The organism is Pseudocitrobacter cyperus (assembly GCF_039889165.1).
Lineage (GTDB): Bacteria > Pseudomonadota > Gammaproteobacteria > Enterobacterales > Enterobacteriaceae > Pseudocitrobacter > Pseudocitrobacter cyperus.
Map to the genome: position 1 here is coordinate 65172 of NZ_JAYMYY010000011.1, position 25023 is coordinate 90194.

At 53.5% G+C, this 25023-nt stretch carries 26 protein-coding genes and 1 pseudogene; 15 read left to right on the forward strand and 12 right to left on the reverse strand.

What is annotated here, in order from left to right:
- The first annotated feature begins 47 nt into the window (after window positions 1–47).
- The 5 genes from rhaD to VSR74_RS22025 all read left to right on the forward strand — a co-directional run bounded on the left by rhaD (window position 48) and on the right by VSR74_RS22025 (window position 3678).
- On the forward strand, window positions 48–872 hold the full coding sequence (gene rhaD / locus VSR74_RS22005; protein ID WP_347796673.1) for a rhamnulose-1-phosphate aldolase: 825 nt from the start codon (window positions 48–50) through the stop codon (window positions 870–872).
- Between the two features lie 69 nt (window positions 873–941).
- Entirely contained in the window at window positions 942–2090 is a 1149-nt protein-coding gene (gene fucO, locus VSR74_RS22010; RefSeq protein WP_347796674.1) for a lactaldehyde reductase, read from the forward strand.
- Window positions 2087–2401, forward strand: coding sequence for an L-rhamnose mutarotase (gene rhaM, locus VSR74_RS22015; RefSeq protein WP_347796675.1), 315 nt, complete (start codon window positions 2087–2089; stop codon window positions 2399–2401). Before fucO ends, rhaM begins: the two co-directional genes overlap by 4 nt.
- Window positions 2402–2689: 288 nt before the next feature.
- Window positions 2690–3355 (forward strand): AzlC family ABC transporter permease, encoded by a 666-nt coding sequence (locus VSR74_RS22020; protein WP_276219258.1) that lies wholly within the window; start codon window positions 2690–2692, stop codon window positions 3353–3355.
- Window positions 3355–3678 (forward strand): AzlD domain-containing protein, encoded by a 324-nt coding sequence (locus VSR74_RS22025; protein WP_347796676.1) that lies wholly within the window; start codon window positions 3355–3357, stop codon window positions 3676–3678. Before VSR74_RS22020 ends, VSR74_RS22025 begins: the two co-directional genes overlap by 1 nt.
- Window positions 3679–3718: 40 nt before the next feature.
- On the opposite strand, the gene VSR74_RS22030 is transcribed toward VSR74_RS22025, so the two are convergent.
- Window positions 3719–3931 carry a YdgH/BhsA/McbA-like domain containing protein gene (locus VSR74_RS22030; protein WP_015966529.1) on the reverse strand — a complete coding sequence of 71 codons (213 nt, stop codon included), beginning with the start codon at window positions 3929–3931 and terminating at the stop codon, window positions 3719–3721.
- A 128-nt stretch (window positions 3932–4059) separates the two neighbouring features.
- Complete coding sequence (gene fdhD / locus VSR74_RS22035) at window positions 4060–4851, reverse strand: formate dehydrogenase accessory sulfurtransferase FdhD (protein WP_411914278.1); 792 nt, start codon at window positions 4849–4851, stop codon at window positions 4060–4062.
- A gap of 462 nt (window positions 4852–5313) precedes the next feature.
- On the opposite strand from fdhD, the gene fdnG reads away from it, so the two are divergent.
- Genes fdnG through fdhE form a run of 4 tightly spaced genes read left to right on the forward strand, consistent with a single transcriptional unit; the run spans window position 5314 to window position 10837 of the window.
- On the forward strand, window positions 5314–8364 hold the full coding sequence (gene fdnG / locus VSR74_RS22040) for a formate dehydrogenase-N subunit alpha (protein ID WP_347796678.1): 3051 nt from the start codon (window positions 5314–5316) through the stop codon (window positions 8362–8364).
- A 12-nt stretch (window positions 8365–8376) separates the two neighbouring features.
- Window positions 8377–9279 carry a formate dehydrogenase subunit beta gene (gene fdxH / locus VSR74_RS22045; protein ID WP_347796679.1) on the forward strand — a complete coding sequence of 301 codons (903 nt, stop codon included), beginning with the start codon at window positions 8377–8379 and terminating at the stop codon, window positions 9277–9279.
- Window positions 9276–9911, forward strand: a complete 636-nt coding sequence (gene fdoI / locus VSR74_RS22050) for a formate dehydrogenase cytochrome b556 subunit (protein ID WP_347796680.1) — start codon at window positions 9276–9278, stop codon at window positions 9909–9911. The genes fdxH and fdoI overlap by 4 nt, the downstream gene beginning before the upstream one ends.
- A complete protein-coding gene (gene fdhE, locus VSR74_RS22055) occupies window positions 9908–10837 on the forward strand; it encodes a formate dehydrogenase accessory protein FdhE (RefSeq protein WP_347796681.1) in 930 nt (309 codons plus the stop codon). Before fdoI ends, fdhE begins: the two co-directional genes overlap by 4 nt.
- Window positions 10838–10873: 36 nt before the next feature.
- On the opposite strand, the gene VSR74_RS22060 is transcribed toward fdhE, so the two are convergent.
- Together VSR74_RS22060 and VSR74_RS22065 are read right to left on the reverse strand one after the other, a co-directional pair.
- The gene (locus VSR74_RS22060) at window positions 10874–11248 is read right to left on the reverse strand and encodes a type II toxin-antitoxin system VapC family toxin (protein ID WP_347796682.1); all 375 of its coding nucleotides are present in this window, start codon (window positions 11246–11248) and stop codon (window positions 10874–10876) included.
- Window positions 11248–11490: a ribbon-helix-helix domain-containing protein gene (locus VSR74_RS22065; protein WP_347796683.1), complete on the reverse strand. Its 243-nt coding sequence runs from the start codon at window positions 11488–11490 to the stop codon at window positions 11248–11250. Before VSR74_RS22065 ends, VSR74_RS22060 begins: the two co-directional genes overlap by 1 nt.
- 326 nt (window positions 11491–11816) lie before the next feature.
- Here VSR74_RS22065 and VSR74_RS22070 point away from each other — a divergent pair, with 326 nt between their 5' ends.
- The 3 genes from VSR74_RS22070 to VSR74_RS22080 all read left to right on the forward strand — a co-directional run bounded on the left by VSR74_RS22070 (window position 11817) and on the right by VSR74_RS22080 (window position 13312).
- Window positions 11817–12725, forward strand: coding sequence for an alpha/beta hydrolase (locus VSR74_RS22070; protein WP_347796684.1), 909 nt, complete (start codon window positions 11817–11819; stop codon window positions 12723–12725).
- A 61-nt stretch (window positions 12726–12786) separates the two neighbouring features.
- Window positions 12787–13029 carry a type II toxin-antitoxin system ParD family antitoxin gene (locus tag VSR74_RS22075; protein ID WP_113858287.1) on the forward strand — a complete coding sequence of 81 codons (243 nt, stop codon included), beginning with the start codon at window positions 12787–12789 and terminating at the stop codon, window positions 13027–13029.
- The gene (locus VSR74_RS22080) at window positions 13022–13312 is read left to right on the forward strand and encodes a type II toxin-antitoxin system RelE/ParE family toxin (RefSeq protein WP_347796685.1); all 291 of its coding nucleotides are present in this window, start codon (window positions 13022–13024) and stop codon (window positions 13310–13312) included. The genes VSR74_RS22075 and VSR74_RS22080 overlap by 8 nt, the downstream gene beginning before the upstream one ends.
- Here VSR74_RS22080 and fabY read toward each other — a convergent pair whose 3' ends face one another.
- The 6 genes and pseudogenes from fabY to typA all read right to left on the reverse strand — a co-directional run bounded on the left by fabY (window position 13313) and on the right by typA (window position 18335).
- A complete protein-coding gene (gene fabY / locus VSR74_RS22085; RefSeq protein WP_347796686.1) occupies window positions 13313–14254 on the reverse strand; it encodes a fatty acid biosynthesis protein FabY in 942 nt (313 codons plus the stop codon). It abuts the gene before it with no gap.
- A 44-nt stretch (window positions 14255–14298) separates the two neighbouring features.
- Window positions 14299–14736 carry a D-aminoacyl-tRNA deacylase gene (dtd, locus tag VSR74_RS22090; protein WP_347796687.1) on the reverse strand — a complete coding sequence of 146 codons (438 nt, stop codon included), beginning with the start codon at window positions 14734–14736 and terminating at the stop codon, window positions 14299–14301.
- On the reverse strand, window positions 14733–15599 hold the full coding sequence (locus VSR74_RS22095; RefSeq protein ID WP_347796688.1) for a virulence factor BrkB family protein: 867 nt from the start codon (window positions 15597–15599) through the stop codon (window positions 14733–14735). The genes dtd and VSR74_RS22095 overlap by 4 nt, the downstream gene beginning before the upstream one ends.
- Window positions 15593–16192, reverse strand: a complete 600-nt coding sequence (yihX, locus tag VSR74_RS22100; protein WP_015966555.1) for a glucose-1-phosphatase — start codon at window positions 16190–16192, stop codon at window positions 15593–15595. Before yihX ends, VSR74_RS22095 begins: the two co-directional genes overlap by 7 nt.
- A 98-nt stretch (window positions 16193–16290) precedes the next feature.
- Window positions 16291–16371: pseudogene (locus tag VSR74_RS22105) on the reverse strand (MFS transporter); the annotation flags it as partial.
- Between the two features lie 140 nt (window positions 16372–16511).
- Complete coding sequence (gene typA / locus VSR74_RS22110; RefSeq protein ID WP_347796689.1) at window positions 16512–18335, reverse strand: ribosome-dependent GTPase TypA; 1824 nt, start codon at window positions 18333–18335, stop codon at window positions 16512–16514.
- 380 nt (window positions 18336–18715) lie between these two features.
- On the opposite strand from typA, the gene glnA reads away from it, so the two are divergent.
- From glnA to glnG, 3 genes are all read left to right on the forward strand, one after another.
- Window positions 18716–20125 carry a glutamate--ammonia ligase gene (gene glnA / locus VSR74_RS22115; protein WP_015966560.1) on the forward strand — a complete coding sequence of 470 codons (1410 nt, stop codon included), beginning with the start codon at window positions 18716–18718 and terminating at the stop codon, window positions 20123–20125.
- A gap of 207 nt (window positions 20126–20332) precedes the next feature.
- A complete protein-coding gene (glnL, locus tag VSR74_RS22120) occupies window positions 20333–21382 on the forward strand; it encodes a nitrogen regulation protein NR(II) (protein WP_347796690.1) in 1050 nt (349 codons plus the stop codon).
- A 9-nt stretch (window positions 21383–21391) separates the two neighbouring features.
- Entirely contained in the window at window positions 21392–22801 is a 1410-nt protein-coding gene (gene glnG, locus VSR74_RS22125; RefSeq protein ID WP_108477078.1) for a nitrogen regulation protein NR(I), read from the forward strand.
- A gap of 57 nt (window positions 22802–22858) precedes the next feature.
- On the opposite strand, the gene hemN is transcribed toward glnG, so the two are convergent.
- Together hemN and yihI are read right to left on the reverse strand one after the other, a co-directional pair.
- The gene (gene hemN / locus VSR74_RS22130) at window positions 22859–24232 is read right to left on the reverse strand and encodes an oxygen-independent coproporphyrinogen III oxidase (protein ID WP_347796691.1); all 1374 of its coding nucleotides are present in this window, start codon (window positions 24230–24232) and stop codon (window positions 22859–22861) included.
- Between the two features lie 188 nt (window positions 24233–24420).
- The gene (yihI, locus tag VSR74_RS22135; protein WP_347796692.1) at window positions 24421–24927 is read right to left on the reverse strand and encodes a Der GTPase-activating protein YihI; all 507 of its coding nucleotides are present in this window, start codon (window positions 24925–24927) and stop codon (window positions 24421–24423) included.
- Window positions 24928–25023 lie beyond the last annotated feature (96 nt).

Sequence of the window (25023 nt, forward strand, 5' to 3'; positions counted from 1 at the left end):
TAGGGTGAGGGGCCCCCCCGCACCGCCTGAACAGGAACACGAATACTATGCAATCCATCACTCAATCCTGGTTCGTCCAGGGCATGATTAAAGCCACCTCTGACGCCTGGCTGAAAGGCTGGGATGAACGTAACGGCGGCAACCTGACGCTGCGCCTGGACGAAGCCGACATAGCCCCTTACGAGGCCGATTTCCATAAAGAACCACGCTATATCGCGCTCAGCCAGCCGATGCCGCTGCTGGCGAACACACCATTTATCGTCACCGGCTCCGGAAAATTCTTCCGCAACGTTCAGCTCGACACCGCCGCAAACATCGGCGTGGTAAAAGTGGACAGCGACGGCGCGGGCTATCACATCCTGTGGGGCTTAACCCACGAAGCAGTACCGACCTCAGAACTGCCAGCGCATTTCCTGTCACACTGCGAACGTATTAAGGCAACCAACGGTAAAGACCGCGTGATTATGCACTGCCACGCCACCAACTTGATCGCTCTGACCTACGTGCTGGAAAACCGTACCGACGTCATCACCCGCCAGCTATGGGAAGGTAGCACCGAGTGCCTGGTCGTCTTCCCGGACGGTGTCGGTATTCTGCCGTGGATGGTACCGGGCACCGATGAAATCGGTCAGGCGACCGCCAAAGAGATGCAAAAACATTCGCTGGTGCTGTGGCCGTTCCACGGTGTCTTCGGCAGCGGCCCGACGCTGGACGAAGCGTTTGGTTTGATCGACACCGCAGAAAAATCAGCCGAAGTTCTGGTAAAAGTCTATTCAATGGGCGGGATGAAACAAACCATCACACGCGAAGAGTTAATTGCCCTTGGCAAACGCTTTGGCGTCACCCCGCTAGAGAGCGCCCTCGCGCTCTAACCTGTCCGCTCACGCCCGGCGACGGTGGTTGTCGCCGGACATAGGGCTTTTAATTTAAGGAGAAATATCATGAGCTTTATGTTGGCGCTTCCCAAAATCAGCCTGCACGGCGCAGGCGCGATTACCGATATGGTCGACCTTGTCGCGAACAAACAGTGGGGCAAAGCGCTGGTGGTCACCGACGGGCAACTGGTGAAGCTGGGTCTGCTGGATAGTCTGTTTACCGCGCTCGACGCGCAGAATATGTCTTATCATCTTTTCGATGAGGTGTTCCCCAACCCTACCGAAGAGCTGGTGCAGAAAGGCTTCGCGGCATATCAGGGCGCGAACTGCGACTTCATCATCGCCTTTGGCGGCGGTAGCCCTATTGATACCGCCAAAGCGATCAAAATTCTGACCGCGAATCCTGGCCCGTCGACCGCTTACTCTGGCGTGGGTAAGGTGAAGAATGCGGGCGTTCCGCTGGTCGCCATCAACACCACCGCGGGTACCGCAGCCGAAATGACCAGTAACGCCGTCATCATCGATACCGCGCGCCAGGTAAAAGAGGTCATTATCGATGCCAATATCATCCCGGATATCGCCGTGGATGACGCCAGCGTGATGCTGGAAATTCCCGCGTCCGTTACCGCGGCCACGGGAATGGATGCGCTGACCCACGCCATTGAAGCCTATGTTTCTGTCGGCGCACATCCTCTTACCGATGCCAACGCGCTGGAAGCGATTCGCCTGATCACCCTGTGGCTGCCGAAAGCGGTCGATGATGGTCATAACCTTGAAGCCCGCGAACAGATGGCGTTTGGTCAGTATCTGGCAGGAATGGCGTTTAACAGTGCAGGTCTTGGCCTGGTGCACGCGCTGGCGCATCAGCCAGGCGCAACGCACAATCTGCCGCACGGCGTGTGCAATGCCATCCTGCTGCCGATCATCGAAAACTTTAATCGTCCGAATGCCGTGGCGCGTTTTGCCCGCGTGGCGCAAGCCATGGGCGTCGATACCCGGGGAATGAGCGATGAGGCGGCAAGCCAGGAAGCGATTAACGCGATTCGGAAACTGAGTGCGCGCGTGGGTATTCCGGAAGGCTTCAGTAAATTGGGTGTGTCCAAAGCCGATATTGAAGGCTGGCTTGATAAAGCACTGGCTGACCCCTGCGCACCGTGTAACCCGCGTACCGCCAGCCGCGACGAAGTCCGCGAGCTTTATCTGGAGGCATTATGATCCGCAAAGCCTTTGTGATGCAGGTGAACGCCGACGCACACGAGGAGTATCAGCGCCGACACAACCCCATCTGGCCGGAACTGGAAGCGACCCTGAAATCTCACGGCGCACACCATTACGCGATTTATCTCGATAAAACTCGCAACCTGCTGTTCGCCACGGTCGAAATTGAATCTGAAGAGCGCTGGAATGCCGTGGCCAGTACCGATGTGTGCCAACGCTGGTGGAAGCACATGGCGGATATTATGCCTTCCAACCCGGACAACAGCCCGGTCAGCGCTGAGCTGACCGAAGTGTTTTATCTCGATTAATCGCCCGCTGAATTGCCTCAGCAACACGTCGATAATAAAAACGCCTGCAATGCAGGCGTTTTTATTATCAAGATCTTCGCCTACCAGAAATAATATTTAGAACACCAGCAAACTTAAATAAATAATCACGCACTAATACTCATTAAATAAACCACAATGATTATTAGGCTTATATCCACATGAAAAATATAAGAAAGGCATTACATTTCAATGAGAAGTCATTCATCTTGAAAAGCCCCTCTATTACGTTCATTATGATGAAAATATGTTTGCTATAAGCCAATACCCATGTTCAAAAAGCATTTTGGTTGCCTTAAAGGCGACACCTTAAAAGCGATATTTTTGGTTTGCCTGGCGGTGGGGATCGTTGCGGTCTCCTATGGATCGCTGGCAATGGCTTATGGTTTCCCATTATGGGTACCGCTGATTCTGTCACTCACTGTACTGGCGGGCGCATCAGAGTTCATGTTTATCGGTATCGTCGCCAGCGGCGGCAACCCACTTGCGGCCGCCGTAGCAGGGCTGCTGGTGAACGCACGTCATTTCCCCTTCGGCATAACAGTGCGTGATCTGGTTGGCAAGCGCATGCTCAGCTTCCTCGGCTGCCACATTATGAATGATGAAAGCGTGGTTTTCGGCCTGTCACAACCGACACCGGAACAGCGTAAGGCTGCGTTCTGGCTGTGCGGGCTGGGCGTCGCCTTCGTCTGGCCAGCAGGAACGCTGCTTGGTGCGGGCGTCGGCAAACTCCTTCCCTCCCCGGAAACCATAGGCCTTGATGCCGTGTTCCCGGCCATTCTGCTGGCGTTAGTGCTTCCGGCATTGAAGAAAAGTAAAACGTCACTTATTCGTGCATCCAGCGGAGCGGCTATCTCACTGGCTTCCGTGCCTTTCGCGCCGGTCGGTTTACCCGTCCTGCTCTCCATGCTCGGCTTACTGGCGAGGAAAAAATAATGGGCGACACCACGCTGATTATTCTGGGTATCGCGCTGCTGTCTGCGGGTACCTATTTAATGCGTCTCGGCGGCGCGAAACTGGGCGGACGTTTGCACTTTTCTGAGCGCTCACAGGCACTGCTATCGGATGCAGCGACGACGTTGTTATTTGCCGTTGCGCTGGCGACCACATTCTATGAAGGCGAGCATTTTGCGGGTATGGCACGTGTGCTGGGTGTTGGCTTTGCGGTGTTTCTTGCGTGGCGCAAGTGCCCGCTCATCGTAGTGATTTTCGCGGCGGCGATAGTGACAGGAGTATTGCGGTTGGCGGGAATGCATTAAAAAAAGCGCCCTGAGGCGCTCTTTCGGCAATAACGCTGGCTTATTTATTCAGTTCTGCGGTCATGTGAACGCGGTTACCGGTAAAGGCCTGAGTAATTTTGTAAGACGATGCGCCAGCCTGTTCAGCTTTAGCGGCGATTTTCGCTTCAGCGCTATCAAGCGTAGAGGCGGTTGCGGAAACAGTCTGTGCAGCGAAAGAACCAAAAGAAGCAGACAGAGCGATAACAGCGACAAAAGTTTTGATGCTTTTCATGATATAAACCCTTTCACTTAGTTGTTTGAGTAAGGCACCGTGCCTTGATGTGATAAATGATAGGTCGATTCATCACCAACTGAAAGCGGAAGGATTTGCCGGTCTTATTCAAAAATTATGAACATTATTTATGCGCCGATTAATCTCTGCGGATGCGTATAAATCGTCGCCCTGCCCGGCTTGCAAAAACCCACCAGCGTCAGGTTGCAGCGTTCAGCCACTTCCACGGCAAGTGTCGTCGCGGCAGAGACGGCAAACAATATTTCGACGCCGCACATGGCGGATTTCTGCACCATCTCATAGCTGGCGCGGCTGGAAACCAGCGCAGCGCCGTGCTGCCAAAGATCGCCCTCTTTCGCACGATGGCCTAGCAGTTTATCGAGCGCCACATGTCGCCCCACATCTTCATGCCCGCCTACCAGCTCGCCGGAAGCTATCACCCACGCCGCCGCGTGCGTACAACCTGTTTCACGGCCTACCGGCTGGACGTCATTTAAATGTCTGAGCGCATGATCGAGATGTGAAAGGTCAAATGTTTGGGTAAATGGCAACGGCTTGATGGGTTTGCCGATGTCGTTGAGCTGCTCAACGCCGCAGACACCGCAGCCGGTGCGTCCGGCCAGGGCGCGACGACGCTCTTTAAGGCCCATAAAACGACGGCTGGAGAGATCGATTTGCACTTCAAGGCCATTGCAGGCCTGGGTCACTTCGATGCCATAAATTTCCCGTGGGTGCTCAATAATGCCTTCTGAAAGCGAAAACCCGATGGCGAATGCTTCCAGATCTTTCGGCGTCGCCATCATCACGACGTGAGAGATGCCGTTGTAGACCAGGGCAACGGGAATTTCTTCAGCAAGAATATCCTGAGTGGGTTGCATAATCTGTGGCCTTCTGAAGACAGAACGCTCGACGGCACCGATAAGCTGCGACGATGGTTTGACTTCATCTTTTAAATTAAACACGGCAAGTACTCTGAACAACGACGGAAAAGGAGAGGCGTCTATTCCATCACATCCGGAGGGAATCAGGGCTTATTATGGATCAAGTTTCTGGTGCAATAACACTCAATCTTCAGTTTCACTCATCATTTCTTATCAAAAACTCCGCAAAAAGATAATTACCACCAATGAGTTAACCACGTTAAACGCATGGTATTTTTTGCGCGCAATTCGCTTTAAATGCGATCATTATCACAATTCAATGTTAATGCGCGCAAATTCTGTTCACTCGCCGTTAACCGCATTGGAACAAGCCTACCGAAATTGTGGTATTCTCAGTCAACGTCCCCCAGGAACTGAGGACGCTAACTATTCAGCATCTTTGCGGCGCACGCAGCGAAGAAAAATTACAAGCAATGACAATGTCGAAACAAGGAGCGAACCATGCAGGTCAGCAGAAGGCAGTTCTTTAAGATCTGCGCTGGCGGTATGGCAGGCACCACGGCAGCAGCACTGGGATTTGCCCCCAGCGTTGCACTGGCGGAGACGCGGCAATATAAGCTGCTGCGCACCCGTGAAACCCGTAACACCTGCACATATTGTTCCGTCGGCTGTGGGCTGTTGATGTACAGCCTCGGCGATGGCGCAAAAAACGCTAAAGCGTCCATTTTCCATATCGAAGGTGATCCGGATCATCCGGTAAACCGTGGTGCGCTCTGCCCGAAAGGCGCTGGTCTGGTGGATTTCATCCACTCCGAAAGCCGCCTGAAATTCCCGGAATATCGCGCGCCTGGCTCTGATAAATGGCAGAAAATCAGTTGGGATGAGGCATTTGACCGCATCGCGAAGCTGATGAAAGAAGACCGCGACGCCAACTACGTTGCGCAGAACGCCGAAGGCGTTACCGTTAACCGCTGGCTCTCCACCGGGATGCTGTGCGCATCCGCGTCGAGCAACGAAACCGGCTATTTAACGCAAAAATTCTCCCGCGCGCTGGGTATGCTCGCGGTCGACAACCAGGCACGCGTCTGACACGGACCAACGGTAGCAAGTCTTGCTCCAACATTTGGTCGCGGTGCGATGACCAACCACTGGGTCGACATCAAGAACGCCAACCTCGTGGTGGTGATGGGCGGCAACGCCGCTGAAGCTCACCCTGTCGGGTTCCGCTGGGCGATGGAAGCGAAAATTCACAACGGCGCGAAGCTGATTGTGATCGATCCTCGTTTCACGCGTACAGCGTCGGTGGCCGATTTCTATGCGCCGATCCGTTCCGGTACTGACATTACGTTCCTGTCGGGCGTGATGCTGTACCTGCTGAACAACGAAAAATTCAACCGCGAATACACCGAAGCCTATACCAACGCCAGCCTGATCGTGCGTGAAGATTTTGGCTTCGAAGATGGGCTGTTCACCGGCTATGACGCGGAAAAACGCAAGTACGATAAAACCTCCTGGAACTACGAGCTGGATGAAAACGGCTTCGCGAAACGCGATACCACGCTGCAACATCCGCGCTGTGTCTGGAATCTGCTGAAAACGCACATTTCCCGCTATACGCCGGAGGTGGTCGAGCAAATTTGTGGTACGCCGAAAGCCGACTTCCTGAAAGTGTGCGAATACATCGCAGAAACCAGCGCGCATGATAAAACCGCCTCGTTCCTGTATGCCCTCGGCTGGACTCAGCACTCCATTGGCGCGCAGAACATCCGCACCATGGCGATGATCCAGTTGCTGCTCGGCAACATGGGGATGGCAGGCGGCGGCGTGAACGCCCTGCGCGGCCACTCTAACATTCAGGGTCTGACCGACCTGGGGCTGCTGTCACAAAGCCTGCCGGGCTACCTGACGCTGCCGAGTGAGAAACAAACCGACCTGCAAACCTACCTTGCCGCCAACACGCCTAAACCGCTGCTGGAAGGCCAGGTGAACTACTGGGGCAACTACCCGAAATTCTTCGTCTCGATGATGAAAGCCTTCTTTGGCGACAAAGCGACGAAAGAGAACGACTGGGGCTTCGACTGGCTTCCTAAGTGGGACAAAGGCTACGACGTTCTGCAATATTTCGAGATGATGAACCAGGGTCTGGTGAACGGCTATATCTGCCAGGGCTTCAACCCGGTGGCGTCGTTCCCGAACAAAAATAAAGTTGTCGCGTCACTGTCGAAACTGAAGTTCCTGGTGACCATCGATCCGCTCAATACCGAGACCTCCACCTTCTGGCAGAACCACGGTGAGTCGAACGATGTCGATCCCTCGAAGATTCAGACCGAAGTGTTCCGTCTGCCTTCCACCTGCTTCGCGGAAGAGAACGGCTCGATCGTTAACTCTGGCCGCTGGTTGCAGTGGCACTGGAAAGGCGCGGACGGCCCTGGCGAATCCATTACCGATGGCGAAATCCTTGCCGGTATCTTCCTGCGTATGCGCAAGATGTATGCCGAACAGGGCGGCGCGAACCCGGAACAGGTGCTGAGCATGACGTGGAACTACTCCACGCCGCATGAGCCGAAATCCGAAGAAGTGGCGATGGAGAGCAACGGTAAAGCGCTGGCCGATATTATCGACCCGGCAACCGGTGCGGTGTTGGCGAAAAAAGGCCAGCAGCTCAGTACGTTCGCCCATCTGCGCGATGACGGCACCACTTCAAGCGGTTGCTGGATCTTCGCCGGTAGCTGGACGCCGGAAGGCAACCAGATGGCGCGTCGCGATAACGCTGACCCGTCAGGCCTCGGTAATACACTGGGCTGGGCATGGGCGTGGCCGCTCAACCGCCGCATTCTGTATAACCGTGCATCCGCCGACCCGCAGGGGAATCCGTGGGATCCAAAACGTCAGATCCTGAAATGGGATGGCGCGAAATGGAGCGGGATGGATATTCCTGACTACAGTGCCGCCGCACCTGGTAGCGACGTCGGGCCGTTCATCATGCAGCCGGAAGGGATGGGTCGCCTGTTTGCCCTCGATAAGATGGCGGAAGGCCCGTTCCCGGAACACTACGAGCCGTTTGAAACGCCGCTGGGGACTAACCCGCTGCACCCGAACGTTATCTCCAACCCCGCCGCCCGTATCTTTAAAGGCGACGCCGAAGCGCTGGGTAAAGCCGATAAGTTCCCGTATGTGGGCACCACCTATCGTCTGACCGAGCACTTCCACTACTGGACCAAGCATGCGCTGCTTAACGCTATCGCACAGCCGGAACAGTTCGTGGAGATTGGCGAGAAACTGGCGAATAAACTCGGCATCGCCCACGGCGATACCGTGAAGGTTTCCTCCAACCGTGGCTACATCAAGGCCAAGGCGGTAGTAACCAAACGTATTCGCACGCTGAAAGCGGACGGGAAAGATATCGATACCATTGGTATTCCAATTCACTGGGGCTACGAAGGTGTGGCGAAGAAAGGCTTTATTGCCAACACGTTAACGCCATTCGTCGGTGATGCGAACACGCAGACGCCGGAGTTTAAGTCCTTCCTCGTGAACGTGGAAAAGGTGTAACGGAGACGACCTATGGCTTATCAATCACAAGACATTATCCGTCGTTCCGCGACAAACGGTTTCACCCCCGCGCCTCAGGCGCGGGATCACCAGCAGGAAGTGGCGAAGCTTATCGACGTGACCACCTGTATCGGCTGTAAAGCCTGTCAGGTGGCATGTTCCGAGTGGAACGACATCCGTGATGAGATCGGCAGCAACGTCGGGGTGTACGACAACCCGGCAGATCTGACCGCGAAATCCTGGACGGTGATGCGTTTCTCGGAAGTCGAGCAGAACGACAAACTGGAATGGCTGATCCGCAAAGACGGCTGTATGCACTGTGCCGATCCGGGCTGCCTGAAAGCGTGCCCGGCGGAAGGGGCGATTATTCAGTATGCCAACGGCATCGTCGATTTCCAGTCTGAGCAATGTATCGGCTGCGGCTACTGCATCGCCGGCTGTCCTTTCGACGTACCGCGTCTGAACCCGGAAGACAACCGCGTCTACAAATGTACGCTGTGCGTCGACCGCGTGAACGTCGGCCAGGAACCGGCCTGCGTGAAAACCTGTCCAACCGGCGCTATCCACTTTGGCTCCAAAGAGGATATGAAAACGCTGGCGGGCGAGCGCGTTGCCGAGCTGAAAACCCGTGGTTATGACAACGCAGGCCTGTACGATCCAGCAGGCGTTGGCGGTACGCACGTGATGTACGTATTGCACCACGCCGACAAGCCGAATCTGTATCACGGCCTGCCGGAGAACCCGGAAATCAGCGCCACGGTGAAATTCTGGAAAGGTATCTGGAAACCACTGGCGGCGGTCGGTTTTGCCGCAACGTTTGCAGCGAGCATCTTCCACTACGTCGGTGTCGGCCCGAACCGTGCGGAAGAGGAAGAGGACAATCTGCATGAAGAGAAAGACGAGGTGCGCAAATGAAACGACGTGACACCATCGTGCGCTACACCGCGCCGGAACGTATCAACCACTGGGTCACCGCCTTCTGCTTCATCCTGGCGGCGGTGAGCGGGCTGGGGTTCTTTTTCCCCTCCTTCAACTGGCTGATGCAAATTATGGGGACACCGCAACTGGCGCGCATTCTGCACCCGTTCGTGGGCGTCATCATGTTTGCCTCGTTTATCATCATGTTTTTCCGTTACTGGCACCACAATCTAATCAATCGGGATGATATCTTTTGGGCGAAGAATATTCGTAAGATCGTCGTCAACGAGGAAGTAGGTGACACCGGGCGTTATAACTTCGGCCAGAAATGCGTATTCTGGGCGGCGATTATCTTCCTGCTCCTGCTGCTGGTAAGTGGTGTGATTATCTGGCGTCCGTACTTTGCGCCTGCTTTCTCAATCCCGGTGATCCGATTTGCGTTAATGCTGCATTCATTTGCCGCAGTGGCGTTAATTGTGGTTATCATGGTGCATATCTACGCCGCCCTCTGGGTGAAAGGCACCATTACCGCGATGGTGGAAGGATGGGTTACCAAATCGTGGGCGAAGAAACATCACCCGCGCTGGTACCGTGAAGTCCGCAAGACAACGGAAAAGAAAACTGAATGAGTATTCGCATAATCCCGCAAGATGAGCTGGGTTCGAGCGAGAAACGCACGGCGGAATATATTCCGCCGTTACTGTTCCCCAGACTCAAGAACCTCTACAACCGCCGCGCCGACCGCTTGCGCGAGCTGGCCGAGAATAATCCGCTGGGTGATTACCTGCGCTTCGCCGCGCTTATCGCCCACGCACAGGAAGTGGTGCTGTACGACCATCCGTTGCAGATGGATCTCAGCGCACGCATCAAAGAAGCGAACGACCAGGGCAAACCGCCACTGGATATTCACGTTCTGCCGCGTGATAAACACTGGCACACCCTGCTGCACTCGATGATTGCCGAACTGAAACCGGAGATGACCGGGCCGGCATTAGCGGTGATCGAGAATCTTGAAAAGGCGTCAGAGCAGGAACTGGAAGAGATGGCCAGCGCCCTGTTTGCCTCTGACTTTGCGTCAGTGAGCAGCGATAAAGCGCCGTTTATCTGGGCCGCGTTGTCACTCTACTGGGCACAAATGGCCAGCCTGATCCCAGGTAAAGCCCGTGCGGAATATGGCGAACAGCGCCAGTACTGCCCGGTGTGCGGCTCAATGCCGGTTTCCAGCATGGTACAGATTGGCACCACGCAGGGCCTGCGTTATCTGCACTGCAACCTGTGCGAAACCGAGTGGCATGTGGTGCGCGTGAAATGCAGCAACTGCGAGCAAAGCCGCGATTTGCACTACTGGTCTCTCGATAACGAGCAGGCAGCCATCAAAGCGGAAAGCTGCGGCGACTGCGGTACTTACCTGAAGATTCTGTATCAGGAAAAAGACCCGAAAGTGGAAGCCGTTGCCGACGACCTCGCCTCGCTGGTGCTGGACGCACGAATGGAGCAAGAAGGGTTCGCCCGTAGCTCTATTAACCCGTTCCTGTTCCCGGGAGAGGGGGAGTAAGCCTTCTGCATTATCGGGCGGCGTGAGTCGCCCGATTTACAGTTCATAGGGCGTCACGACGCCAGCGATATCTTTAAAGTCTTTTGTATTTCTGGTGACCAGCTCGAGACGATGAACCTGCGCAGTTGCCAGAATAATCGCATCCGGGAGTTTCATCCCATACTCCTGCCTCAAAGCAACGCTTCGCTCGGCTATCGCCTGCGATACACCAATAATATTAAAAGCGCTCATCGCAACGCGAGTGCGGTGCTCCTGATTATACTTTTTGGCGCCGAGCATCACTTCCATCCACGTGACGAGGCTAATTGCATTCTGCGGCGGCCAGGCATCCAGCGCTTGTTTTGCTTCGTGCCGCCCACTGAAAAGGTCGATTAAAATATTGGTGTCGAAAAGTGCAGACCCTTTAGCCATCACCACTCCTCGCGAAGTTTGCGCTGATATTCAACACCATCTTCTTCACAGCCCTGCCACAGGCCGAGTGCATTGGAAATAGCTGTATTTGATTGCCTTTCCAGATACTGCTCTACGGCCTCTCGCAATAGTTCAGCGCGTGGAAGGTTGCGTTGCGCTTTGAGATCGTCCAGTCGTTTAATCACTTCGTCGGATAAATCGAGTAAAATTCTGCCCATATCCAGCCCAACCATCATGCTCATATATACCTCCAGTATATCACTTAAGATCAAATCATGAGCAATCTATACACAAAATCATTCAAGTTGCATCAAGGCGGCAAGGGAGTGAATCCCCAGGAGCGTACTTAAGTACGTGACTGGGGTGAACGAGTGCAGCCAACGCAGAGGCAGCTTGAAGGATGACGTGTATACACCCGAAAATTAGCAAAGAGAAGAGCGTATTCTGTAGGGATTTCACTTCTGCGAGCCGCTTTCCAAAACTGATACTTATCGCTTTCCCCCTCTTCCCATCCGCCTAAAGCCAGCGTATAAAACTGTACATTCATACAGTAAAAAGGGGTTTCGTCATGGCTCTGGAAAAAGGTATTGCTGAACAAGTTCAGGCATTTATTGCTGCAGGTCGTCCTTCTGCTCGTCAACAAAGTATTGATGACCGGAGGGCGGGCTATCTCGCCAGCACAGCCCTGGCAGGCAAAACGGAGTTATTTGTTTCTGTCCGGACGATTGAACTTGAAGAGATGACGTTTCGCGTCTACTCACCACTACAAAGCCCGGCGCATCTTCCGACGGTTATCTACTACCACGGTGGCTGTTTCATTAGTGGAGGATTTGCTACGCACGATAATCAACTGCGCCAGTTGGCGGTGTATGGCGGATGTAGAGTGATTGCCGTCCAGTATCGACTGGCACCTGAACACATATTTCCCGCCGCTCATGACGATGCCCTAAAAGGCGCGGAGATTGTCTGGCGACATGATGAACTTTTTGGCGTCGATAAAGACCGAATTACGCTGGCGGGCGATAGTGCAGGCGGGCATCTGGCGCTGGTCACCGCACTGAGACTCAAAGCCGCCGGTAGCTGGCAACCCAAACAGCTCATCCTGATTTATCCCATGCTGGATGCGACAGCTCACTTCGAAAGCTATGTCCGCAACGGAAAAGATTACATTATCACCCGCGATACACTGCTAAGTGGTTATGAGATCTATCTTTCGGGAGCCGATCGACGCCATCCGGAGGCCAGCCCACTGTGGCGAGACGATTTCGGCGGCCTGCCACCCGTGCATATTATTACGGCGGAATTTGATCCCCTGTGCGATGAAGGCCAGGCGCTGTATCGGCGAATGACGGAGCAAGGCGTGGCATGCACTTGCCAGCAGTATCTTGGGGTGATACATGGCTTCTTTCAGTTGGGTGGGATTAGTCTCGCGGCAAGAGATGCAGTGAGAGATGTGGCGTACCGGGTGGGGAGGTAATTCCTTTGTCATGTTTATCAGTGCTATTCTGTGTTAATAGATAACACAACAGGATATGACAATGCCCAGAACTACCAGTATCACCATCGGCGATCAACTCGACCATTTCATTACCAAAATGATCGAGAGCGGTCGTTATGGCTCCACCAGCGAGGTGGTTCGTTCCGCCCTGCGTCTTCTGGAAGAACAGGAGTTACGAAATGTTCAACTCCGCGAAGCGTTGGAAGAGGGACTCAATAGCGGTGAGAGTTCACTTACGCTAGGTGAAATAGCAGCAAGGAAGAAACGTGATTTAAATGTATAAACTTTCAAATCGGGCCGCTGAGGATTTTGGTTCAATCTATGAATACACGTATCGTCAGTTTGGCTGTGAGCAGGCAGACAAATATACCCACGAATTGGATCACTTCCTCAGCCTGCTGGCTAAAAACCCCCAGGCCGGGCGTGATATCTCTGACATCATTAATGGAGTTCGTCGGCATGACTATCGTTTACATGCGATATTTTACCGGCAGTCGGGCTTTGGCATTTTTATCATCCGTATACTGCACCAAAAAATGAACCCCTTTCTCCATCTGAGCGAGTAGCTACTCCTCCTCATTCCCCCCTTCCTCATACGCCCCAAATGGCTTCGCAGGAAGAACGATGAACGTCCCTTCAAACACAGCGCCGAGATTATCGTCTCCGGAGAGTTCTACCAGCAACTGCACTCGCGCCTTACGCCCGCGCGCCAGACGATCCAGATCGCCGCTCAGTGAACCAAGATCGGCCACCGCCTGCGGTTTACCGCTAATTGGGTGACTATATCGAATATGCGCGTCGGCAAGGATAATTGTGCCGCCCAGGTGGCGTTCGCGCAGCATCAGCCAGATAAGCCCCCAGCCGGTGAGCGTCGCGAGCGAGAATAAACTCCCTGCAAATAGCGTGTGATGCGGGTTTTGATTGCCGGTTTCCGGCATGGTAGTGATGAACTTTTGCCCGGTGTACTGCTGAATACGCACGCCCATTTTCTCGCTAAGCGGTATATGTTCGTACCATGCCTGCTGAAGCTGTCCGCACCAGTCGCCACGATGCAAAATGTCGTCCAGCGAAGCCACGGGTTTAATCATCAGAAAATGGCGGATTGGCGTGGTGGTCGGCGTGGTGATCTCACCCTGATTGACGAAGCCAAGTTTTGCAAAGAACTCCACGGCATCTTCACGTGCGCTACAGGTGACGCGCTTTACCCCCTCCTGGCGAGCGACAGATTCCAGCGTCATCGCCATCAACGTACCGAGGCCTTTATCCTGCACGGACGGGTGTACCGCCATAAAACGAATCGAGGCTTCGAAATCGGCATTGATGTAAAGCCGCCCTACCGCAACCAGATTACCTTCTTCATCCACGACCATCTGGTGATGCGCCATCGCATCCCAGGCATCACGTTCAGAGCCTTTCGGCTGATGAAGGGGCTTACGCAGCATTTCCCAGCGAAACTGGTAGTAGCGGTCTAACTCTTCTTCCGTTTGCGGCACTCGAAGGTGATACATAGCAGCACTCTCTTTTGTCGCCCGTAACCTCACCGGAAGCTGGTTCATACCTGCAACCAGAAGGTAACGGGGCCATCATTGACCAGCGAAACCTGCATATCGGCAGCGAATCGCCCGGTTTGGGTGTTCATCTCTTGCTGGCGACAACGTTCAACAAAATAGTCATACAGCGCTTCTGCTCTCTGCGGCTCTGCGCCTTTAGAGAAACTCGGACGCATGCCGCGCTCGGTATCCGCCGCCAGCGTAAACTGCGACACCACCAGCACACTTCCGCCCGCCTGCTGAACATTAAGGTTCATCTTGCCATCAGCATCACTGAAAATACGATAGCCCAGCACGCGCTCGCACAGGCGGTTGGCTTTTTGTTCGTCGTCATCCTTTTCGACACCTAATAACACTAAAAGTCCTGGCCCGATTTCGCCCGTCACTTCATCCGCCACGGTGACGCTGGCCCGGGTTACGCGTTGAATCAATGCAATCATGGTTGTTCAGCTTCTTGTTGTTCTGTTTTAAGTTTTCGGTATTCCCCGAGAGTGACAGTAATTTCAGCCCCAAGCAAGACGATACACCAGGTCCAGTAGACCCAGACAAACAGAATCGGTACAACGGCGAGCACGCCATAAATCAACTGATAGGAGGGGAATGCGGTGATATACAACGCAAAAGCTTTCTTCCCTAGTTCGTAAAGCAATGCCGCAACCAGCGCGCCCACAATGGCGTCGCGGTTGGGTACGCGCGTGGTCGGCACCACGCTATAAAGCAACCAGAAGGAGATCCACGACAGCAGCAGCGGGAAAATGCGCAGCACGTTATCCACCGCGCTATTAAATTCACTCGCCCAGCGCAAGGACAGCAGATACGAGCTGATCGCGAGGCTGGCCCCCGCCAGCAACGGCCCAAGCGTCAGGATCATCCAGTAAATCGCGAACGAATAAACTTTTGGCCGTGCGCGCTGACTACGCCAAATGGTATTCAATGCGCTATCGATGGAGTACATCAGCAGCAATGCCGTGACAATCAGCCCACAGGCTCCTACTGCCGTCATTCTGTTCGAGTTGGCGACGAACTGCTCTATGTAGCGCTGAATAACATCGCCAGTCGCCGGGATAAAGTTAGCAAAGATAAAGTGGCGGATCTGGACGCTGACGTCTGAAAACATGGGAAATGCGGCGAACAGCGCAAATACAACAGCCACCAGCGGCACAAGCGAGAGCAACGACACATAGGCCAGATTACCAGCCAGCGTCGTCATATTATCTTCGTCGATACGCCGCCAGAGGAGTTTTCCCCATGCCACCAGCGGACGGGTATGATGAATCGTTTTTTGATGAACGGTTTTTAACATAACTGCTTCGTAAAGTAGCGAGGTATCGTCTCTTTTCCCGTTACCAGGATAGAGGTGATCCCCAATTGATTGGCCCCCTCTATATTATCGGCATTATCATCAAAAAAGACCGTATCGGCGGCAGAAAAACCTTCGGCTTCAAGCACTCGCTGGTAGATACGCGCTTCTGGTTTACGCATCCCCATCTCTTGCGACAGATAAACATGATCCGCCGCGGCGTGAATTTCCGGGTATTCATCCGGCCAGAACGTAGTGTGCAGGCGGTTGGTATTAGAGAGCACCACCACACGATGCCCCTGCTCACGCAGTTTATGCATGATCTCAATCACCTCCGGGCGAAGAGAAACAAATATCGCCTGCCAGCCGTGAGAGAACTGTTCGTAACTCAGCGGGAGATCCATCTCATGACAAATTGCTTCAGCAAAGGCTTCATCGGTGATTTCACCACGTTCATGCTGATGGAAGGCTTCGCCCATGGTAAAGCTTTGCTTCAGCGTCGCCAGCGGTACGCGGGTGAGATCGCTCCATGTACCAAACACGCGGTTGAAGTCGATATCGACAATCACATTACCTAAATCAAAGATATAGAGCATTTTCGCCTCCTTTCTCGCCGTGGAAAATTAACTGTAGCGGGAAAGGAGGGGTTTGACTATGACGCTTATGGTTACGGCCTGCTAATCATCACAAAAAATCATGCCACTGCCGCCAGCATCTCTTTCTTACGCTGGCTAATGCGCTTAACCAGTATCACCGAGACCACCGCGCCGCAGAACTTTGCGGATAATTGTGACAAAGCTCTCTTATGCAGTAACCCTGCATTTAAAAGGGGGGATAAAAATGTGCTTACCGTGATGTGAAGGCAAAAAAAAAACCTGCCATCGCTGGCAGGTTTTTATGCGTTAAAGAGGAGGATTACTCTTCTTTCGCACCGCGCATTGCGCGTTTACGGTCGTTCTCGGTCAGGTGACGTTTACGGATACGGACAGAAGTTGGGGTAACTTCTACCAGTTCGTCGTCATCGATGAACTCAAGAGCCTGTTCCAGCGTCATTTTAACCGGCGGAACCAGAACCGTTGCTTCGTCTGTACCAGACGCACGCATGTTGGTCAGTTTCTTACCGGTCAGGCAGTTTACTGTCAGGTCGTTAGAACGGCTGTGAATACCGATGATCTGGCCTTCATAAACCTCAGCACCGTGACCCAGGAACAGCTTACCGCGATCCTGCAGGCTGAACAGTGCGAACGCAACCGCTTTACCCTGGCCATTGGAGATCAGAACGCCGTTCTGGCGCTGACCAACATCACCCGGACGAATATCGTCGTAGTGGCTGAAGGTGGAGTACAGCAGACCGGTACCGGAAGTCATGGTCATGAACTCTGAACGGAAGCCGATCAGACCACGGCTTGGGATCACGTAGTCGAGACGTACGCGGCCTTTGCCATCTGGATTCATGTTTTTCAGGTCGCCTTTACGCTCACCCAGAGCCTGCATCACAGAACCCTGATGTTGTTCTTCAACGTCCAGCGTGACGTTTTCGAACGGCTCTTGTTTACGGCCATCGATTTCGCGGAAGATAACTTTCGGACGGGAAACCGCCATTTCGAAACCTTCACGACGCATGTTTTCGATAAGAACAGACAGGTGCAGTTCACCACGGCCAGAAACGCGGAATGCGTCAGCATCCGGCGTTTCTTCTACGCGCAGCGCCACGTTGTGTACCAGTTCTTTGTTCAGACGATCAAGGATCTGGCGAGACGTGACGTATTTACCTTCTTTACCGCAGAACGGCGAGGTGTTTACGCAGAAGAACATAGAAACGGTCGGTTCATCGACGGACAGGGCTGGCAGCGCTTCCACATTTTGCGTGTCGCAAATGGTGTCAGAGATGTTCAGCTCACCCAGACCGGTGATAGCGATGATGTCGCCTGCTTCGGCGATGTCACTGTCAATACGCTCCAGGCCCAGGTGGGTCAGAACTTTACCGACTTTACCGTTACGGGTTTTGCCTTCGCTGTCGATGATGGTCACTTGCTGGTTCGGTTTGATTTTACCGCGTTTGATACGGCCGATACCGATAACGCCAACATAGCTGTTGTAGTCCAACTGGGAGATCTGCATCTGCAGAGGGCCGTCGAGATCGACGTCCGGCGCAGGAACATGGTCAACAATCGCCTGATACAGCGGGGTCATGTCTTCAGCCATGTCTTCGTGATCCAGACCTGCGATACCGTTCAGCGCAGAAGCGTACACGATAGGGAAGTCCAGTTGTTCGTCGGTCGCGTCGAGGTTAACGAACAGGTCGAAGACCTGATCAACAACCCAGTCAGGACGCGCGCCAGGGCGGTCAACTTTGTTGATAACAACAATAGGTTTCAGGCCATAGGCAAAGGCTTTTTTGGTCACGAAGCGCGTCTGCGGCATCGGGCCGTCAAATGCGTCAACAACCAGCAGCACGGAGTCTACCATGGACATTACACGTTCAACTTCACCACCGAAGTCGGCGTGCCCTGGGGTATCAACGATGTTGATGCGGTAGTCATTCCATTTGATAGCGGTGTTTTTCGCGAGGATGGTAATCCCACGCTCTTTCTCCAAATCGTTGGAGTCCATCACACGCTCTTGAGTTTCAGCACGTGCATCAAACGTACCGGATTGCTGCAGCAGCTTATCGACCAGGGTAGTTTTACCATGGTCAACGTGCGCGATGATGGCGATGTTACGCAAATTTTCGATCACAACTTTGCCTCGGGCATTAGAAATAGCGCGTTATTGTACACGGATTAATCGCAGTACAAAACAGGATCACAAACATCCTCCGCAAACAAGTATTGCAGAGTTCCTTTGTGATCGCTTTCACGGAGCGAAAAAAGGGCACCTTAACGCAAATTGCACCAATATGGTGCTCTATGTTCACATATAAGCACTATACTGGTGCAATGACACCATCGTGGTGCAGCCCTTTTGCACTATGATGCGCATCATACCGCCTTTTGGGGGCAATTTAAAAGTTGGCACAGATTTCGCTTTATAAATTTCAGGGCAACAACGCCACTTTTAAGAAGTGTTTGAAGACCTCGTTACCACGACGACAATGACAAATCCGGGAGATGTAAAGTATGTCCGCTGAACACGTTTTGACGATGCTGAATGAGCACGAAGTGAAGTTTGTCGATCTGCGCTTCACCGATACCAAAGGTAAAGAACAGCACGTCACTATCCCTTCCCATCAGGTTAATGCCGAATTTTTTGAAGAAGGCAAAATGTTTGACGGCTCCTCTATCGGCGGCTGGAAAGGCATTAACGAATCTGACATGGTTCTGATGCCGGACGCATCTACCGCACTCATTGACCCGTTCTACGAAGAACCAACACTGATCATCCGCTGCGATATCCTGGAACCAGGCACTCTGCAGGGCTATGACCGTGACCCGCGTTCCATCGCGAAACGCGCTGAAGAATACCTGCGCTCCACAGGCATCGCAGACACCGTTCTGTTCGGGCCAGAGCCAGAATTCTTCCTGTTCGACGACATCCGCTTCGGCGCATCCATTTCCGGTTCTCATGTTGCTATCGACGATATCGAAGGTGCATGGAACTCCTCCACCAAATACGAAGGTGGTAACAAAGGTCACCGTCCGGGCGTTAAAGGCGGTTACTTCCCGGTTCCGCCGGTTGATTCCTCTCAGGACATCCGTTCAACCATGTGTATGATCATGGAAGAAATGGGCCTGGTTGTTGAAGCTCACCACCACGAAGTGGCAACTGCAGGTCAGAACGAAATCGCCACCCGCTTCAACACCATGACCAAAAAAGCGGACGAAATTCAGATCTACAAATATGTGGTTCATAACGTTGCGCACCGTTTCGGTAAAACCGCGACCTTCATGCCAAAACCGATGTTTGGCGATAACGGTTCCGGTATGCACTGCCACATGTCTCTGTCCAAGAACGGCGTAAACCTGTTCTCTGGCGACAAATACGCGGGTCTGTCTGAACAGGCACTGCACTACATCGGCGGCGTTATCAAACACGCGAAAGCAATCAACGCCCTGGCAAACCCAACCACCAACTCCTACAAGCGTCTGGTTCCGGGTTATGAAGCACCGGTTATGCTGGCTTACTCTGCCCGTAACCGTTCTGCCTCTATCCGTATTCCGGTTGTCACCAGCCCGAAAGCGCGTCGTATCGAAGTGCGCTTCCCGGATCCGGCGGCTAACCCGTACCTGTGCTTCGCAGCGCTGCTGATGGCTGGCCTTGACGGTATCAAGAACAAAATCCATCCGGGCGAAGCGATGGACAAAAACCTGTATGACCTGCCGCCGGAAGAAGCGAAAGAGATCCCACAGGTTGCAGGCTCTCTGGAAGAAGCACTGAAAGAACTGGATCTGGATCGCGAGTTCCTGAAAGCCGGTGGTGTGTTCACTGACGAATCCATCGACGCTTACATCGCGCTGCGCCGTGAAGAAGATGACCGTGTGCGTATGACTCCGCACCCGGTAGAGTTTGAGCTGTACTACAGCGTTTAATCACTACAGCGTTTAATAAGTAGTCATTCTCAGCACATTACCTGCCGCTTTGCGGCGGCAAGTATGATGCAGAGTAAGTTGTTGCCGTGGAACTTTTAGCCCATCTCTGGATGGGCTTTTTTCTCCACAAAAACGCGTAGTTAGCGCCTTTTTCCCGTCCATCCAGCTATAATGCACTAAAACAGTGCAATCAAAGGAGACTGCTAAATGGCAACCGGCGCGCTGCCCGATGCTGGGCAGATCCTCAATTCTTTAATTAATAGCATTCTGCTGGTCGATGACGACCTGGCGGTGCATTACGCCAATCCAGCGGCACAACAGTTGCTGGCGCAAAGCTCACGAAAACTCTTTGGTACCCCATTACCGGAGCTGCTGAGCTATTTTTCGCTCAATATTGGTTTGATGCAGGAGAGCCTGCAAACCGGCCAGGGCTTCACAGACAACGAAGTGACGCTGGTGATCGACGGACGCTCTCATATCCTCTCTCTGACCGCTCAAAGGCTTCCTGACGGCTTTATTCTGCTTGAGATGGCGCCGATGGATAACCAACGCCGTCTGAGTCAGGAGCAGCTCCAGCATGCTCAGCAAATTGCCGCGCGTGATTTAGTCCGTGGGCTGGCCCACGAGATTAAAAATCCATTGGGTGGCTTGCGCGGTGCAGCACAACTGTTAAGCAGGGCACTGCCCGACCCTTCGCTCACCGAATACACAAAAATGATCATTGAGCAGGCCGATCGCCTGCGTAATCTGGTAGACCGCTTGCTGGGGCCGCAACAGCCGGGGATGCACATAACCGAAAGCATTCACAAAGTGGCCGAGCGCGTCTTTTCGCTGGTATCAATGGAGTTGCCGGACAATGTTCGCCTGGTGCGCGATTATGATCCCAGCTTGCCGGAACTGCCGCACGATCCCGACCAGATTGAGCAGGTTTTATTGAATATTGTGCGCAATGCATTACAGGCGTTGGGGCCAGAAGGCGGCGAGATTATTCTGCGCACCCGCACCGCCTTCCAGTTGACGCTCCATGGTGAACGCTATCGTCTGGCGGCGCGCATTGACGTTGAAGATAACGGGCCGGGCATTCCGTCTCATTTACAAGACACGCTGTTCTATCCGATGGTAAGTGGCCGCGAAGGCGGCACCGGGTTGGGTCTATCCATCGCCCGTAGCCTGATCGATCAGCATTCCGGCAAAATTGAATTTACCAGTTGGCCAGGCCATACCGAGTTCTCGGTTTACCTGCCAATTCGAAAATAAGGTGTGTTTATGCAACGAGGGATAGTCTGGGTCGTAGATGACGATAGCTCCATCCGTTGGGTGCTTGAACGCGCACTCACCGGGGCTGGCTTAAGCTGTACGACATTCGAAAGCGGCAACGAAGTGCTGGACGCGCTCACCACCAAAACACCGGACGTGCTGCTTTCCGATATCCGCATGCCCGGAATGGATGGTCTCGCGCTGTTAAAACAGATTAAACAGCGTCATCCGATGCTTCCGGTCATCATAATGACGGCCCATTCCGATCTGGATGCCGCCGTCAGCGCGTACCAGCAGGGCGCATTTGATTACCTGCCAAAGCCGTTTGATATTGATGAAGCCGTGGCGCTGGTTGAACGCGCCATCAGCCATTATCAGGAACAGCAGCAGCCGCGTGACGTCCCGGCTTTCGGGCCAACTGCCGATATTATTGGCGAAGCGCCAGCCATGCAGGATGTGTTTCGCATTATCGGTCGCCTCTCCCGGTCATCAATAAGCGTACTCATTAATGGCGAATCCGGGACGGGTAAAGAGCTGGTTGCGCATGCCCTGCATCGCCACAGCCCGCGCGCCAAAGCGCCATTTATCGCCCTTAATATGGCGGCTATTCCAAAAGATTTGATTGAGTCAGAGCTTTTTGGCCACGAGAAAGGGGCATTTACCGGTGCTAACACCGTGCGTCAGGGGCGTTTTGAGCAGGCGGACGGCGGCACACTGTTTCTTGATGAAATCGGTGATATGCCTAACGACGTGCAGACACGATTGCTGCGTGTACTGGCGGACGGCCAGTTTTACCGCGTCGGCGGTTATGCGCCGGTGAAAGTGGATGTGCGTATTATCGCGGCGACTCACCAGAACCTGGAGCTTCGCGTGCAGGAGGGAAAATTCCGTGAGGATTTATTCCATCGCCTGAACGTGATTCGCGTCCATCTTCCGCCGCTGCGCGAGCGTCGCGAGGATATTCCACGCCTGGCGCGTCACTTCCTGCAAATCGCCGCGCGTGAACTGGGTGTTGAAGTCAAACTTCTGCATCCGGAGACCGAAGCGGCGCTGACGCGTCTGGCCTGGCCGGGCAACGTGCGTCAGTTAGAAAATACCTGTCGCTGGCTGACAGTAATGGCTGCAGGTCAGGAAGTGTTGATTCAGGATCTCCCGAGCGAGCTGTTTGAAACCACGGTGCCGGACGGTACCACTCACACACAGCCAGATAACTGGGCAACGCTGCTGGCGCAGTGGGCCGATCGTGCGCTGCGATCCGGTCATCAAAACCTGTTGTCGGAAGCGCAGCCTGAAATGGAACGTACTCTGCTGACAACGGCTCTGCGTCATACGCAGGGGCATAAACAGGAAGCGGCGCGACTACTGGGCTGGGGGCGAAATACGCTGACCCGTAAGCTGAAAGAACTGGGGATGGAGTAACAGAGCTATTTAGCTGATTATTTTGCCCGGTAAGCGTTAGCGCCACCGGGCATTTACTTAAATCACGCGAGAGAACTGCTGCATCCGCGCTTTTTGCCGCAAATAGGCATCAAAGCACATGCATATATTACGAATCAGCAGACGGCCTTTCGGCGTAACCTGAATCCCTTTTTCATCCACGTCCACCAGCCCATCTTTCGCCAGCGGCGCCAGCAGTTTTAGATCTTCGGCAAAGTAATCCGTAAAGTTGAGATCCCACTGTTGCTCTACGGCCGCGTAATCCAGGCGGAAGTTACAAATCAATGCCTTAATCACGTCACGGCGAATACAGTCATCACGGGTTAGCGCAATACCCCGCCACAGAGCGTCGCCGCGCTCATCCACCTGTTGATAATAAAGCTTTAGCTCTTTCTGATTTTGCGCATAGCAGTCGCCAATCATGCTGATGGCTGATACGCCCATGCCGAGCAGATCGGTATCGCCCTGAGTTGTGTAGCCCTGGAAGTTACGATGCAATACGCCTTCACGCTGGGCAACGGCCAGTTCGTCATCCGGACGGGCGAAGTGATCCATACCGATAAACTGATAACCCGTGTCGGTTAAAGAGGAGATGGTCTCCTGAAGGATATCCAGTTTCTGCTGTGCGGATGGCAGGTCAGCATCTTTAATTTTACGCTGCGCGGCAAAAAGGGTTGGCAGGTGCGCGTAGTTAAAGACGCTGAGACGATCCGGATTCAGCTCCGCCACGCGTTTAAGCGTAAAGGCGAAACTTTCCGGCGTCTGCTTCGGCAGGCCGTAAATCAGGTCAATGTTGGTTGAGGTGAAGCCAATTTCTCGCGCGTGATTCAACAGCGCGAAGATAAACTCTTCATCCTGTTCGCGGTTCACAAGGCGCTGAACTTCTTTATTGAAATCCTGCACCCCCATGCTCAGACGGTTAAAACCTTCCGCGCGCAGATGGTCTATTACATCCAGCTCTATTTCTCGCGGGTCGACCTCAATGGAGATCTCCGCATCGGCGACGAAGTGGAAATTTTCCCGTAGCAGCGTCATCAAACGGCTGATTTGCACCTTATTCAGATAGGTAGGCGTACCGCCGCCCCAGTGCAGTTGCGTGACTTTACGCCCGGTAAACAGCGGTGCGCGATGGCGGATTTCCTGCTCCAGCGCATCGAGATACTGGTCAGCTTTATGCTGTTGTCGGGTGACGATTTTATTGCAGCCGCAGAAATAGCAGAGCTTATGGCAGAAAGGGATATGTACATACAGCGAGAGCGGCCGCTCAGGATACCGTGCAACCGCATTCAGAAACTCGCTTTCCCCGAACGCGTCAGAAAACTCCAGCGCGGTGGGATACGAAGTGTAACGTGGCCCGGAATAGTTATATTTCTGGATCAGGGCCAGATCCCAGTCGATTAACTGCGCAGACATGCTTACTCCTTCCAGTGACGTCGCTAACGACGACGGCGTACCGGCCGGGCTTCACGTTGAGCCATCAGCCGGTTGCGCAGCCGTTTTTGACGCCGCGACAACCGTTGTAGTTTAACGAATAACCACGCCAGATAACATATAGCCAGAAGGGTTATAAGCAGAACCGGGAAACCGACCGCATGCAAACGTTAGTTTCCGCCTTTCAGCAGACGCATCATGTCTTCCTTACCCTCGTCTTCCTCTTCTTCTTCGTCATCATCGTAAGAGAGGCCGAGTTGTTGCATTAATTCGTCGATACGATCCAGTTTGGCATCGACCCAGCTTTGTTCTTCAGCGTTAAGCTTTCCGCCCTCTTCCAGACGTTCCAGCAACGCATCCAGACGCTCATCAGTTTCTAACAGATCCAGCTCAGCCTGCGGTGAAAGCATAGGTTTCTCGCTTTTTGGTTTTTGCTGACGGGGGGTTGTCTGTGCAGCGGCCACGCCTAACTGAACAGGTTTTTTACTACCAATACGGGGATCGGCGATCTGTCCTTTTTGACCTGCGCTACCAGACGCACTACTACCACTTGCACGGCTTCCCGGCGTATGGCCACGATGCTTCTTCTGACGCTTGCGGTCGCGCGCTTCCTGGTCCAGCTCTTCGCGGGTTTTGCGGCGTGTTTTCGCACGCGGTGCAGATGTTGGTTTTTTCATGGTGTCGTCTTATAGCCGTTTTATTCAGTATAGAATTGAGCCGGAATCTAGCAGAATACCAACAAAGAAAAAAGGCGACAGAGTAATCTGTCGCCT

What these genes read in the sequence shown, in the direction of transcription:
- fucO (WP_347796674.1), top strand. Translation starts at nt 942, where the DNA reads ATGAGCTTTATGTTGGCGCTTCCCAAAATCAGCCTGCACGGCGCAGGC.
- rhaM (WP_347796675.1), top strand. Translation starts at nt 2,087, where the DNA reads ATGATCCGCAAAGCCTTTGTGATGCAGGTGAACGCCGACGCACACGAG.
- VSR74_RS22075 (WP_113858287.1), top strand. Translation starts at nt 12,787, where the DNA reads ATGCCCAGAACTACCAGTATCACCATCGGCGATCAACTCGACCATTTC.
- VSR74_RS22080 (WP_347796685.1), top strand. Translation starts at nt 13,022, where the DNA reads ATGTATAAACTTTCAAATCGGGCCGCTGAGGATTTTGGTTCAATCTAT.
- glnG (WP_108477078.1), top strand. Translation starts at nt 21,392, where the DNA reads ATGCAACGAGGGATAGTCTGGGTCGTAGATGACGATAGCTCCATCCGT.
- hemN (WP_347796691.1), bottom strand. Translation starts at nt 24,232, where the DNA reads ATGTCTGCGCAGTTAATCGACTGGGATCTGGCCCTGATCCAGAAATAT.
- VSR74_RS22030 (WP_015966529.1), bottom strand. Translation starts at nt 3,931, where the DNA reads ATGAAAAGCATCAAAACTTTTGTCGCTGTTATCGCTCTGTCTGCTTCT.
- fdoI (WP_347796680.1), top strand. Translation starts at nt 9,276, where the DNA reads ATGAAACGACGTGACACCATCGTGCGCTACACCGCGCCGGAACGTATC.
- VSR74_RS22020 (WP_276219258.1), top strand. Translation starts at nt 2,690, where the DNA reads ATGTTCAAAAAGCATTTTGGTTGCCTTAAAGGCGACACCTTAAAAGCG.
- dtd (WP_347796687.1), bottom strand. Translation starts at nt 14,736, where the DNA reads ATGATTGCATTGATTCAACGCGTAACCCGGGCCAGCGTCACCGTGGCG.
- glnL (WP_347796690.1), top strand. Translation starts at nt 20,333, where the DNA reads ATGGCAACCGGCGCGCTGCCCGATGCTGGGCAGATCCTCAATTCTTTA.
- rhaD (WP_347796673.1), top strand. Translation starts at nt 48, where the DNA reads ATGCAATCCATCACTCAATCCTGGTTCGTCCAGGGCATGATTAAAGCC.
- glnA (WP_015966560.1), top strand. Translation starts at nt 18,716, where the DNA reads ATGTCCGCTGAACACGTTTTGACGATGCTGAATGAGCACGAAGTGAAG.
- fdxH (WP_347796679.1), top strand. Translation starts at nt 8,377, where the DNA reads ATGGCTTATCAATCACAAGACATTATCCGTCGTTCCGCGACAAACGGT.
- VSR74_RS22025 (WP_347796676.1), top strand. Translation starts at nt 3,355, where the DNA reads ATGGGCGACACCACGCTGATTATTCTGGGTATCGCGCTGCTGTCTGCG.
- yihX (WP_015966555.1), bottom strand. Translation starts at nt 16,192, where the DNA reads ATGCTCTATATCTTTGATTTAGGTAATGTGATTGTCGATATCGACTTC.
- VSR74_RS22095 (WP_347796688.1), bottom strand. Translation starts at nt 15,599, where the DNA reads ATGTTAAAAACCGTTCATCAAAAAACGATTCATCATACCCGTCCGCTG.
- VSR74_RS22065 (WP_347796683.1), bottom strand. Translation starts at nt 11,490, where the DNA reads ATGAGCATGATGGTTGGGCTGGATATGGGCAGAATTTTACTCGATTTA.
- VSR74_RS22060 (WP_347796682.1), bottom strand. Translation starts at nt 11,248, where the DNA reads ATGGCTAAAGGGTCTGCACTTTTCGACACCAATATTTTAATCGACCTT.
- VSR74_RS22070 (WP_347796684.1), top strand. Translation starts at nt 11,817, where the DNA reads ATGGCTCTGGAAAAAGGTATTGCTGAACAAGTTCAGGCATTTATTGCT.
- fdhE (WP_347796681.1), top strand. Translation starts at nt 9,908, where the DNA reads ATGAGTATTCGCATAATCCCGCAAGATGAGCTGGGTTCGAGCGAGAAA.
- fabY (WP_347796686.1), bottom strand. Translation starts at nt 14,254, where the DNA reads ATGTATCACCTTCGAGTGCCGCAAACGGAAGAAGAGTTAGACCGCTAC.
- yihI (WP_347796692.1), bottom strand. Translation starts at nt 24,927, where the DNA reads ATGAAAAAACCAACATCTGCACCGCGTGCGAAAACACGCCGCAAAACC.